A 12,008-nucleotide genomic window follows, 5' to 3' on the forward strand; every position below is an offset into this window, starting at 1 on the left:
GTTGCCCGGCTCAGGTTTGTGGCTGGTCCCGGTCGCGGTGCCGGCATGTGCGATGCCGGCCGGCGGCTTTGGTGTCGAGGCCCGGCGTTTGAGGCTGATCCCACGACTGCCTTAAGGCAGCGGGCTATGCCGGCGTGGGTAGGGATTCCTCCAAGAGGGCGGCCACCTGGACCGTGTCGCCGTCGTTGTGGGCCGTGAGGAGGGCGGCGAAGCGTTCCGCCGGCATGATAGGGATGCCCAGGTCTTCGGCCTTTGTGGCCTTGGAGCCCGCGCCCTCGCCTACCACGACGAGGTCTGTGCGTTTGGAGACCGAGCCCGCTGATTTGCCGCCCAGGCGTTCGACTGCCTCGTTGCCCTCGTCGCGGGTTAGGCCCGGGACCGCACCCGTGACCACGACGGTCATGGGCTTGCCGTCTGGCTTCCGCAATGGCGCCGCTGTCTCCGCGTCCGACGGTGAGGTCGTGGACGCGGCGGTCGGGTCAGTTGGCTCGGTCATGTTGACGCCGCGGGCCGTCAGTTTGTCGATGATCGGGCGTAGCTCGACCAGCTCCGCGGCGATCGTGACCGCTCGCTCCGGGCCCACGCCCTCCACCGTTTGCAGGTCTTCGATCGTGGCCGCGAGGAGGGCGTCCATGGTCGTGAAGTGGCGGGCCAGGCGGCGGGACATCGAGCGGCCCGTCATGCGCAGGCCCAGGCCGGTGACCACCCGGGACAGGGGCTGGGCTTTCGAAGCCTGGATGCTGGCCACCAGTTTGCCCGCTGAGACGTCGCCCATGCGGTCCAGGGGCTTCAGGGTCGTGACGTCGAGGTCGTAGAGGTCCGCCGGGTCCGTGACCAGGCCCGCGCGGACCAGGAGGTCGATGATTTTGTCGCCCAGGCCCTCGATGTCCATCGACGTGCGGGCCGTGTAGTAGGCCAGCGACTCGTGGGCGCCGCAGGCGCGCCCGCGGGTGCAGCGCCAGCGTTTCTGGGAGCGGTCGATCTCGCCGCCGCAGCGCGGGCATTCCGTGGGTGGGGTGAAGAGCTCCGACGTCTCCGGGCGTTCGTCGAGTTTCGCGCCTGTGACCTCCGGGATCACGTCGCCGGCTCGGCGGACGAAGACCGTGTCGCCCGCGCGGACGTTGCGGCGCTCCAGGTCGTCGAAGTTGTGCAGCGTGGCCGACGTGACCGTGACCCCGCTGATCTGGACCGGCTCGAGGACCGCGACCGGGGTGATCACGCCCGTGCGGCCGACCTGGACCTCGATGCTCAGCAGCGTGGTCGTGCGGGTGTCGGCCGGGAACTTGAAGGCGATGCCCCAGCGTGGCGCCCGGCTCGACGAGCCCGCGTCGACCCGGTCGGCGTCGGTGTCGGCCTTGACCACCGCGCCGTCGACGCCGAAGCCGAGCGTCAGGCGGCCCTCGTTGAGGGTGTCGATCGCGGCGACCACCTCGTCGATCGTCGCGCAGAGCGGCATGCCGGCGCCTGACTCCGCGGTGGTGGTCACGCCGAGTGACGCCACGTAGGCCATCGCGCCCGAATGTGACAGGTGCTCGGCCGGGTCGAGGCCGTGCACCGCGTAGGCGAAGAACGACAGCGGCGCCGCGTAGGCCCGGTCGACCGCGCGCAGCGTGCCGGCCGCGGCGCTGCGGGGGTGGGCGAACGGCGGCTCGCCATGGCCCGTGCGTAGCTCGTTGGCCAGCGCGAAGTCGGCCTCCGTCATGAAGACCTCGCCGCGGACCTCCAGCGTGACCGGCGAGGTCAGCCGGTGGGGGAGGCCGACCGCACGGCGGGCCTGGCCCGTGACGTCTTCGCCCGCGCGGCCGTCGCCTCGGGTGATCACCTGGGTCAGGTCGCCGGCCACGTAGCGGGCCGAGATGGCCAGCCCGTCGATCTTGGGCTCCACCGTGTAGCCGGCCGCCGGCCGGGTCAGGATGCGGTCGAGCCGGGCCGCCCACTTGCGCAGGCCGTCGGCGTCGAAGACGTTGTCGAGGCTGAGCATCGGCGTCGTGTGCGGGACGTCGCCGACCACGCCGCCGCCGGCGCCGACCGTCTCGGTCGGCGACTCCTCGACCGTCCACTCCGGACGCGCCGCCTCGGTGGCCGCGATGCGGGCCATCAGGGCGTCGTAGACCGCGTCGTCCATGGCTAGGTTGGAACCCGAGTAGTAGTCGCTGGCGGCAGCCCGGACCCGCTCGACCGCCGCCGTGTAGTCGGCGCGCGAGTCGAAGGCCGCGGCGTGCGCGGGATCGACGGTCGTGGACATGATGGCCCCCATGAACAGCATCGGACGAACACCACGACACTAGCGGGCGGGTACGACAAAACCAGGGCTCGGTCGGCGGTCACGCGTCGCTGGACATCAAGGGCCCGCGCGGGCCCGGCCGACCTCGATGTCGTGACCCTGAAGCCGCCGGACCGCGCGCCCGCTCAGTCGGTGGCGCCCATCCGCACGGCGTACGCCCGGAGTGCCCGCAGGAAATCGATCTTGCGGAAGCCCGGCCAGTAGACGTCACAGAAGTACAGCTCGGAGAACGCGGCCTGCCACAGCAGGAAACCGGACATCCGCTGCTCGCCGCTGGTCCGGATGACCAGGTCGGGATCGGGCAGCCCGCTCGTGTAAAGGTGCCCGTCGATGTCGGCCGGCGCGAACCGGGCGGCCAGCGACGCCGGCGACTCGCCCAGCGCCGCCGCCGAGAAAAGGTGCCGCCGGACGGCCTCCACCACCTCTTCGCGGCCGTCGTAGCCAATCGCGACCGTCAGCGTCGACGGCCGGTCCAGAGTCGCCTCCACGGCCGATTTCAGCGCCGCCCGGGTCGAGTCCGGCAGCATGTCGACCCGCCCCGCCGTCCGCACCGACCAGCGCGACGACGGCCGCGACAGCCGCTCCCGGCAGGCCTCCTCGATCAGCGCCAAGAGGTGGTCGACCTCGCCCGAAGAGCGCTTGCGCAGGTTGTCGGCGGACGCCGCGTACACCGTCACGCAGGAGATGCCGACCTCGTCGCACCAGCCCAGCACCCGGTCGAGGTGCGCGGCTCCGTGCCGGTGGCCGGTGGCCGCCTCCGCGTACCCCATCTGTCGCGCCCACCGCCGGTTGCCGTCGGTGACGATCGCGACGTGCCGCGGCACGACGGTCAGCCCGCGGCGCAGCCGCCCCTCGTAGATCCGCTGTGCGAGCGACTTGATCATGCCCGATCAAACCATGAACGGCCCCGGTTCGCGGACAAGCGGTGGAAAATCGAGGACGGAGAGCGGGGGGTACGCGCATGCGAGTAGCGGTCATCGGTGGCACCGGACTGGTCGGGCGGCACACGGTCGGCGCGCTGCGGGCGAAGGGCCACGAACCGGTCGTCGTCTCGCGCGGCACGGGCGTCGACGTCACCACGGGCGCGGGCCTGGCCGACGCGCTCGACGGTGTCGCCGCCGTGGTCGACGTGGTGAGCAACGAGTCGACGGACCGGGTCGCCGCCGAGCAGTTCTTCGCGACCGAGACCGAGAACCTGCTCGTCGCGGAGCAGCGCGCCGGCGTCGGCCACCACGTGCTGCTGTCGATCGTCGGCATCGACCGGGTCGAGGGCAACGCCCACTACGCGGGCAAGCGGGTGCAGGAAGCCATGGTCACCGACGGTGCCATCCCGTGGACCATCGTCGCCGCGACCGAGTTCTTCGACTTCGCCGGCAAGGTGGTCGACTGGACCCGCACCGACGCCGGCGCGGTCGTCCCGCCGCTGCTGGTGCAGCCGGTCGCGGTCGCCGACGTGGCCGACCTGCTGGCCGAGGTCGCGGTCCGCAAGCCGCTGGGCCGGGTCGTCGAGATCGCCGGCCCGGAGACGCACGACCTGGTCGACATGGCCCGGCGCACACTCACCGCGCGCGGCGACGAGGTCCGGCTGATCGCGCGGTGGCAGGACAGCCCGTTCGGCGTGGAGATGGCCGGCGACGTCCGGCTGCCCGGCGACGACGCCCACATCGCCGGGACGACGTTCGAGACCTGGCTCGAGGCCCAGCGGGGCTGACGGAGCGGGCCGGGGCTGCCATCCTGAAGCGCGTGACGGACACCGAGCGACGGCCCACAGTAGACAGACGACCGGAGCTCGACGCCATCCGTACCCTCGTGGTCGTCGGTCTGGTCTTCTTCCACGCCGCCCTGGTGTTCGACGAGAACGACGACTTCTACGTCAAGAACGCGGACACGACCGGCGTCACGACCGTCATCGCCGGGTTCGCGGTGGTGTGGGCGATGCCGGCCCTGTTCCTCATCGCCGGCTTCGGTTCCTGGCACTCGATGGCCCGCCGCGGCCCGGGCGGCTTCGCCCGCGAACGACTGAGACGACTCGGCGTCCCGTTGCTGTTCGCGATCCTCACGTTCCTGCCGGTGCCGGTGTGGCTGCGCCTCAAGGCCGCCGACCCCAGTTACCACGAGAGCTATCTCGCCTTCCTCCCGAAGTTCTACACGGTCCACCTGGACCTGAAGGACTTCCCGTTCGTGCTGCGCGGCGACTACTTCGAGACCGGACACCTCTGGTTCGTCGTCCTGCTGCTGACCTTCTCCCTGCTGCTCGCACTGGCGGTGAGAAAAGGGTTCCCGAGGGAGACGCTGGCCCGCGCCACGGCCGCCCGGCGCGGCGTGGTGCTGCTGCCCGCGCTGGCCACCTCGGCCATCTGCGCCGGCATCGGCATGGAGGAGGCGTTCGCCGGCTGGAGCCGCTGGGCGTACCTGCTGTTCTTCCTCTGCGGTTTCCTGCTCGCCTCCGACGAGCGCTTCCGCCTGGCCATGCGCCGCGACGGCCTGCTGGCGGCCATCGTCGGCGGAGCGGTGTTCCTCGTGACGGGCCCGGTGCTGCTGACCGCCGGCGACGACCCGTTCACCGCGATGACCACGCACGCGATCGTGGCCCGAGCCTTGTTCGGCTTGGCCGGCTGGTGCGTGGTGGTGGCGATCCTCGGCCTCCTCGACCGCCCCAACACCGATCGCGGCAGCGGCACCCCCAGGAGCGGGATATACCGCTACCTCGCCGGCGCCGCGCTCCCGATCTACGTGCTGCACCAGCCGATCGTGGTCGCCGTCGCCTACGGCGTGGTCCGCTGGAACGCCCCGATCCTCGTCAAATATCTGGCCATCGTCGTGCCGTCGCTGGCCCTCACCCTCGCCGCCTACGAGTTCCTGGTCCGCCGCACCCGGGTCACCCGTTTCCTGTTCGGCATGCGAGGCTCGCCGCATGGCAACGAGTGACGAACGCCGCGCCCTGGTGGTCCGCGGTGGCTGGGACGGGCACGTGCCGGTGGAGGCCACCGACCGGTTCATCCCGTTCCTCCGCGACAACGGCTTCCAGGTCAAGACCAGCGAAACCCTCGACGTGTACGCGGACCAGGCGGCGATGGCCGACCTCGACCTGATCGTGCAGTGCTGGAGCATGGGCAGCGCCACCGACGCCGAGATCGACGGCCTGATCGGCGCCGTCCGCTCCGGCACCGGCTTCGCGGGCTGGCACGGCGGCATCGTCGACGCGTTCCGCCTCTCGACCCGCTACCTGCAGATGACCGGCGGCCAGTTCGCCGAGCACCCGGGCGGTTTCGTCGACTACGAGGTCGAGGTGGTCCCCGAGCGGGCCGGCCACCCGATCGTGGCCGGCCTGCCGGCGAAGTGGTCGCTGCACACCGAGCAGTACTGGATGCTCACCGACCCGCTCAGCGACGTGCTCGCGACCACCCGGTTCCGGGCGACCGAGGCGACCGACTGGCGCGCCGACGTGGTCGTGCCGGCGGTGTGGACCCGGCAGTGGGGGCAGGGCAAGATCTTCATCTCCACCGTCGGGCACAAGCTGGACGACCTCGACCACCCGGACGTCCGCACGCTCACCGAGCGCGGCCTCCTCTGGGCGGCCCGCTAAGACCTAGGGGCAGTCCGGTGCCTTGCACCCCCGGCGGGCGGACGCGTGCAGGTCGAAGTCGTGCGCGCTGATCCGGGCCAGGCGAAGCCGGGGGCGCATCGGCCCGCGTGACCAGAATGACCTGACCCGTTCCAACTCGCGTCGGGCCGCCGCCTCGTCACCGCGCGGGCAACCGAACTCGTGGTCGCCGGCGGGCCAGTCGAGGCGGACCGCCCAGCGCGTGCGCACATCGCGGGTTGTGTCAACTCGGTTGGTCCAGAGACCTTGAGACACACTCTTCCCCTTCTACGTAGGACAACTCTGCCCCCGCCGGCCGAAGGGGAAGTCACCGGCGTCCTTGATTTTACCCGTTACCCGCCGCCGAAAACTGTCGCGAAGTAGTGGCTGATGAACGCGTCCGGGTTAACCGTGTCGGCCACCTCGTGCGGTCCGTCGGCCCTCGCCCGCCAACCCGTCGCGCCGGTGCGGGTGTCGACGGTGACCTCGCCGCGGGCGAAGCCGCACAGGTCCGGCGCGAAGATCGTCGCCGCCGCGAGCGGGTCGTGGAAGGTCACGTGCGGCCGTTCCGCGAACCACGACGAGGCCATGTCGGCCACCGGGTGCAGCAGGGGATGGTCGCACCGGGCCAGGAAGTCCGCGGCGTTCATGCGTACGCGCGTCGTGACGTCGAGACCCACGGACCGGTGCGTGCGCGCGGAGGCCGCGTAGACCCGGGCCGCGGCGTACGGGTCGTTGTGGATGTTCCACTCGGGGCCGAACCCGACCGTGAACGCGCCGCCCATCAGCACGAGCCGGCGCAGCAACGACGGGATCACCGGATCGACCGCGAACAGCAGCGCCACGTTGGTCAGCGGGCCGATGGTGAGCAGCGTGACCTCGCCGGGATGGGCGCGGATCGTGCGGCGCATGAACTCCACGGCCTCGCCGACCGGGAACACCGTGTCGTGCGGCCAGCGGGCCAGCGCGGCGGCCTGGGACGGCGGCGCCTGCACGGGCGGACCCACCAGCGGGACTCCCGCGCCCGGCAGGATCGGCACCGACCGGCCGGCGACCCGGCACAGCACGCTCGCCAGCGAGGCACGGTCGACAGGTGCGGCGGTGACCGTGGTGATGCCGAGCAGATCGCACGACGGTTGGGCCAGCAGGTAGGCCAGGCAGACCGCGTCGTCGATGTCGTTGCCGATGTCGGTGTCCAGCAGCACGCGCTCGGCCATGAGATCGATGATCCCAGCCTCAGGACACCTCGGCCATTGATTCGGAGCCTCAGGCCACTTCGGCCAGGCGCTCGGCCAGGATGATCCGCGACGCCGCCTGGATCAGCGCCAGGTGGGAGAAGGCCTGTGGGAAGTTGCCCAGGTGCCGGCCGGTGCGCACCTGGAACTCCTCCGCGAACAGGTTCAGCGGCGAGCCGACCTTCAGCAGCCGTTCCATCATCTCCACACCGCGCTCCACCTGCCCGGTCGCGGTCAGCGCCGACACCAGCCAGAACGAGCAGATCAGGAACGAGCCCTCCTTGCCGGAGAGCCCGTCGTCGGTCTCCTCGGTGCGGTACCGCAGCACGAAACCGTCCTCGGTCAGGTCCTTGGCGATCGCCTCGACCGTGTTGTGCATCCGCTCGTCACTGGGCGGCAGGAAGTTGTAGAGCACCGCGAGCAGCGTCGAGGCGTCCAGCGCGTCCGTGCCGTAGTGCTGGCGCAGGACGCCGTCCTCGCGTACACCGTTGGCCAGGATGTCGTCGTGGATCTCCTTCGCCACGCCCGCCCAGCGCTTCTTCGCGTCGGGATGACCCCGGATCTCGGCCAGCCGGGCCGCCCGGTCCATCGCGATCCAGCACATCAGCTTCGACGAGACGTAGTGCTGCGGGTCGCCGCGCGCCTCCCAGATGCCCTGGTCGGGGTGCTTCCACACCTTGGCGGCCGCGTCGGCCTGGCTGGTCACGATCGGCCAGAGCCGGCGCGGCATCCGCTGGCTGCGGCGGGTGTGCAGCAGCACCGAGTCGAGCACGGCGCCGAACACGTCGTTCTGCTTCTGGCCGAAGGCGCTGTTGCCGACCCGCACCGGCCGCGCGCCGCCGTACCCGGAAAGGTCGTCCCGGGTCTTCTCGGTCAGGTCCCGGCGCCCGTCGATGCCGTACATGATCTGCAGCGTGCCGTCGTGGTTCGTATCGATGTCCGCGACGAACTGCATGAACTCGTCGGCTTCCCAGTCGAGGTTCAGGTAATGCAGGGCCTGCATCGTGAACGAGCTGTCCCGCATCCAGGTGAACCGGTAGTCCCAGTTGCGCTCACCGTGCGGCGTCTCCGGCAGCGAGGTGGTCAGCGCCGCGACGGTCGCGCCGGTCGGCATGTAGGTGAGCCCCTTGACCGTGATCGCCGACCGCTGCAGCGCGTCCCGCCAGCGGTGGTCCGGGATCCGGGCACCGGCCAGCCAGTTGCGCCAGTAGGCGGTGGTGTTCTCGATGCAGGCCATCGCCTCGTCGCAGCTCGCCGGTGTGGCCAGCTGATCGGCCCAGGAGAGCACGCAGTACGCGGTCTGGCCGCGCTTGAGCCGGCGCCGGCCCCGGATCCGGTTGCCCTCGATGCCCATCGCCATGTCGGACCGCAGCCGCACGGTCGTGCCGGCACCGGACCCGTCGGCCACGTGTTGCTTCTCGTCGACGAAGGTCCAGGTCGCCGGCGTGCGCCCGTAGTCGAACGCCGGCTCGCAGATCATCTCGACGTCGACGTGCCCTTCGAGACATTCGACGGTACGCACGAACAGGTGGTCGGCGTCGTCGTCGTAGGGCGGGCGCGTGTGCGGGGTGACCTGGTCGGGCCCGTTGGCCGGCCCGATGGTCAGCGCGTCCCGCACGAGGATCCAACCGGTCAGCGTGCGCCAGGTGGTGATCAGCACGTTGGTGCCGGGCTCGTAGTCGCGGGCCGTCGGATGGTTGATCCCGTAGGGCCCGAGCCGGAACATGCCGGCCTCGCGATCGAGCAGGCTGCCGAAGATGCTGGGGGAGTCGAACCGGGGCACGCACAGCCAGTCGATCGACCCGTCCGAGGCGACCAGCGCGCCGGTGTGGCAGTTGGAGAGGAAGGCGTAGTCCTCGATCGGCGGGAACGGCGAGCGCACCGCGCTCTGCCGCACCCAACCACTGGCGGCCCGGATGTCCGGCACGCTGCCCACGACCAGCCCGCTCGCGCCGGCGATCGCGGCGGCGGTCTCGGCGCCACCGGCCGGCTCGGTGCTGTCCGGCTTCGTGCTGGTCACCCGGGCCTCCAGTGTCGGCCGTCAGCGCATCTGAGCGGTGCCGCGCAGGTCGGTGGTGTCGTCGGGCGAGGTGCCCATGCTGCCCTCGATCCGCGGCCGCCAGACGGCGAGCGCCCAGATCACGAAGACCGCCATCGCGATCTCCAGCAGCGACCAGAACGGGTAGTAGGGAATGAAGAAGAAGTTGGCCGTCGCCGACAGCACGGCGAAGAAGATGCCGACCGCGCGTGCCCAGGTCGAGCCCGTGAACAGCGCGAGACCGGCCAGCGCGGCCAGCGCACCCAGGATGATGTGCAGGATGCCCCACCCGGTGGTGCTGAAGCTGTAGAGGTAGTTCTGCGTCACGACGAAGAACGAGCCCCGGACGACCGCGACGATGCCCATCACGAGCTGCCAGAGACCCATCATCAGCAGCACGACCGCGGCGAAGATCGCACCGCTCGCCGCCCACAGCTGCCTGCTAGACGTATCCCGCGTCATCGTGTCCCTCCGATGCTCGGACGTATGGCCCCCTCATGGTGGCACGATTTTCGGAATCGCGAAGTAAGTTCCGATTCAGCCGTTATCGGGGTCCTGGAGCTGTGCGAGCAGCGTCGCCAGTCGATCCCGTCCGGCGGTGTCGGCGGGATCCTTGATCCGCGCCACGAGCACGACGTCGCCCCCGTCGAGCGTCACGGTCAGGGCGAGGTGGCGCAGCAGTTCCTGCTCGGTGGCCAGCCGGGCCACGGCGTCGACGGTGGCGAAACCAGCGGCCCAGCGCACCTCGGCCGCGACCTCGGTGCGGTGCACGAGCCGCCCGCCGCGGGGCCGAGCCGGCCCGCGTGCGGCCGCGGGCTCCCAAGGCGTAGGCGGCGGCATCCGGTGTGTGGGAATCCGCATAACGACCTCCCAACCTCACCCCCACCGTCGCAGACGGACGCCGAAAAAGAATCCGATTCGGACCGCAACCCGTTCCGTGGTCTTCGCGTGTCATCCACATTGACCACCACGGGGAGGAACACCCACATGTCAATCGCTCATCGCATCCTGGCCGGCGTAGCCGGTGCCGGGCTGATGCTGCTGCCCGCGGCGGCGGCCCACGCGGCTCCGGCGCCGACCGCCTCGGTGTCGGCCGACCGCCTGGTGCTCGAGCCGGGCAGCCGCGGCTACACCGGCACCATGCCGGTCACCGTCCGATACCGGGGCGCCGAGCCGGCGCACCTGACGGTGCGGATCACCGAGCCGGTCCAGGGTTCGTGGAAGGACCTGGAGCTCGGCGCGCCCTGTCTGTACCACTACACCGACGACGGCCGCCGGATCGGCATCTGCCACATCGACGGTGAGTTCCAGCCGGGCGAGACGCGCGTCCTCGACGCCACGTTCGAGGTGCTGACGAAGACCCGCACGTTCGCCATGTCGCTGCCGGCCGCACCGATCACGGTGGGCGTCACCGACGTCATGACCGGCACCTGGACCCAGACCGATGCCGACACCTACAACACCCGTTTCCGGTCGACCGACGGGTCGCTGGCCAACCCGCGGCCGTACGTCCGCGACACCGAGTCGAACGCGTCCGTAACCGTCGGTGCGAGCGTGACGCTCACCCGCGGCGAGGACGGCTCGTTCCACGGCAGGCTGCCGGTCACGGTGACGTGGAAGGGCGATGTCGCACACGAGTACGTGTTCCTGGACGCCAAGCTTCCGTCCGGCATCTGGGTGGAAGGCACCGACCCGGACTACGGGACGTTCGCCAGCCCGATGATGCAGGGTGAGACGCGCACGTTCGACCTGCTGATCGGGGCGCCGGCGGAGACCCGGCCGGGCGACTACGGCCAAGTCGTCGCAGAGGTGAGCGCCTACTGGGACGGCCAGCAGATCGTCGACCGGACGCCGGCGGACAACGCCGACACCTTCACGCTCTCCATCGTCGGCTGACCGACTCCTACGAAGCGGCCTGCCCGGGTCGGGGTGACCCGGGCAGGCCGCGTCACGCTGAGGCCAGGATGGTCGCCCGGGTCGGGATCGGGCCGACCGCGCCGTGGCCCTGGGTCGTCAGGGCGCCGGCGATCGCGGCGTGGTGTGCGGCCTCCGCCGGTGTGGCGCCACCCACCAGGCTGGCCATGAAGGCACCGTCGAAGGCGTCGCCGGCCCCGGTGCTGTCGACCGGGGTGCACGGGTGCGGTTTGACCTCCGAGCGCGTGCCCTCGTGCCAGAGCAGGGCGCCGTCGGCGCCCAGCTTCAGGACCACCGTGCGCGGGCCGCGGGCGGCGTACCAGTCGAGCACCGCGTGCGGGTCGTCGATGCCCGTGAGGAGCCGGCCCTCCTCGATGTTCGGGAAGGCCACGTCGCACAGCTCGATGCTGCGGGCCACCACCGCGCGGGCGCGTTCCAGCGGCCAGAGCTGCGGTCGGTAGTTCGGGTCGTAGCTGACCAGCGTGCCGGACGCCCGAGCCACGGCCATCGCGTGGAAGGCCGCGTCGCAGGACGAGAGGCTGATCGCCTGTGTGATGCCGGACACATGCACGGCGCGGGCCGCGGCGATGGCGGCGTCCGGAACGTCCGCCGGCGACAGGCGGCTGGCCGCCGAGTCGGCGCGGTAGTAGGTGAAGACGCTGCGGGCCGGGTCCCGGGAGATGAAGTACACGCCCGTGCGTTCCCCCTCCGCCCGCCGGACATGCGTCGTGTCGATGCCTTCCGCCTGCCAGAGGCGCAGAAAGGCGTCGCCGAACGGGTCCGCGCCGACTCTGGACACATAGGACGACCGAGCGCCCGAGCGGGCCGCGGCCACCAGGAAGTTGGAGGTGTCGCCGCCGAAGCCCGACGTGAAGGTGCCGGCGCTGTCCAACGGCTCGTGCCCGACGGCGCTGAACTCCAGGAGCGGTTCACCGATCGCGATGATGTCCATGC

At 70.9% G+C, this 12,008-nt stretch carries 12 protein-coding genes; 4 read left to right on the forward strand and 8 right to left on the reverse strand.

What is annotated here, in order from left to right:
* Positions 1-124: 124 nt before the first annotated feature.
* Entirely contained in the window at positions 125-2,245 is a 2,121-nt protein-coding gene (ligA, locus tag Air01nite_RS23525) for an NAD-dependent DNA ligase LigA (RefSeq protein WP_239090907.1), read from the reverse strand.
* A gap of 164 nt (positions 2,246-2,409) precedes the next feature.
* Positions 2,410-3,168, reverse strand: a complete 759-nt coding sequence (uppS, locus tag Air01nite_RS23530) for a polyprenyl diphosphate synthase (RefSeq protein WP_203705254.1) — start codon at positions 3,166-3,168, stop codon at positions 2,410-2,412.
* Positions 3,169-3,245: 77 nt separating this feature from the next.
* Here uppS and Air01nite_RS23535 point away from each other — a divergent pair, with 77 nt between their 5' ends.
* Genes Air01nite_RS23535 through Air01nite_RS23545 form a run of 3 tightly spaced genes read left to right on the forward strand, consistent with a single transcriptional unit; the run spans position 3,246 to position 5,870 of the window.
* Entirely contained in the window at positions 3,246-3,995 is a 750-nt protein-coding gene (locus Air01nite_RS23535; RefSeq protein WP_203705257.1) for an SDR family oxidoreductase, read from the forward strand.
* A gap of 32 nt (positions 3,996-4,027) precedes the next feature.
* Complete coding sequence (locus Air01nite_RS23540) at positions 4,028-5,212, forward strand: acyltransferase family protein (RefSeq protein ID WP_203705259.1); 1,185 nt, start codon at positions 4,028-4,030, stop codon at positions 5,210-5,212.
* Positions 5,199-5,870 carry a ThuA domain-containing protein gene (locus Air01nite_RS23545; protein WP_203705261.1) on the forward strand — a complete coding sequence of 224 codons (672 nt, stop codon included), beginning with the start codon at positions 5,199-5,201 and terminating at the stop codon, positions 5,868-5,870. The genes Air01nite_RS23540 and Air01nite_RS23545 overlap by 14 nt, the downstream gene beginning before the upstream one ends.
* A gap of 3 nt (positions 5,871-5,873) precedes the next feature.
* Here the strand turns inward: Air01nite_RS23545 and Air01nite_RS23550 are convergent, their stop codons facing one another.
* From Air01nite_RS23550 to Air01nite_RS23570, 5 genes are all read right to left on the reverse strand, one after another.
* Entirely contained in the window at positions 5,874-6,098 is a 225-nt protein-coding gene (locus tag Air01nite_RS23550) for a hypothetical protein (RefSeq protein ID WP_203705263.1), read from the reverse strand.
* 122 nt (positions 6,099-6,220) lie between these two features.
* Positions 6,221-7,084, reverse strand: coding sequence for a nucleoside hydrolase (locus Air01nite_RS23555; RefSeq protein ID WP_203705265.1), 864 nt, complete (start codon positions 7,082-7,084; stop codon positions 6,221-6,223).
* Positions 7,085-7,133: 49 nt separating this feature from the next.
* Complete coding sequence (locus Air01nite_RS23560; RefSeq protein ID WP_239090908.1) at positions 7,134-9,122, reverse strand: glycoside hydrolase family 15 protein; 1,989 nt, start codon at positions 9,120-9,122, stop codon at positions 7,134-7,136.
* A gap of 21 nt (positions 9,123-9,143) precedes the next feature.
* A complete protein-coding gene (locus Air01nite_RS23565) occupies positions 9,144-9,602 on the reverse strand; it encodes a DUF7144 family membrane protein (protein ID WP_203705267.1) in 459 nt (152 codons plus the stop codon).
* Positions 9,603-9,677: 75 nt separating this feature from the next.
* Positions 9,678-10,001 carry a hypothetical protein gene (locus Air01nite_RS23570; protein WP_203705269.1) on the reverse strand — a complete coding sequence of 108 codons (324 nt, stop codon included), beginning with the start codon at positions 9,999-10,001 and terminating at the stop codon, positions 9,678-9,680.
* 126 nt (positions 10,002-10,127) lie between these two features.
* On the opposite strand from Air01nite_RS23570, the gene Air01nite_RS23575 reads away from it, so the two are divergent.
* A complete protein-coding gene (locus Air01nite_RS23575; protein WP_203705271.1) occupies positions 10,128-11,036 on the forward strand; it encodes a hypothetical protein in 909 nt (302 codons plus the stop codon).
* A 52-nt stretch (positions 11,037-11,088) separates the two neighbouring features.
* Here Air01nite_RS23575 and Air01nite_RS23580 read toward each other — a convergent pair whose 3' ends face one another.
* Positions 11,089-12,006, reverse strand: a complete 918-nt coding sequence (locus Air01nite_RS23580; RefSeq protein ID WP_203705274.1) for a sugar kinase — start codon at positions 12,004-12,006, stop codon at positions 11,089-11,091.
* Between the last annotated feature and the right edge of the window lie 2 nt (positions 12,007-12,008).

It is taken from the genome of Asanoa iriomotensis (assembly GCF_016862515.1).
GTDB classification, from domain to species: domain Bacteria; phylum Actinomycetota; class Actinomycetes; order Mycobacteriales; family Micromonosporaceae; genus Asanoa; species Asanoa iriomotensis.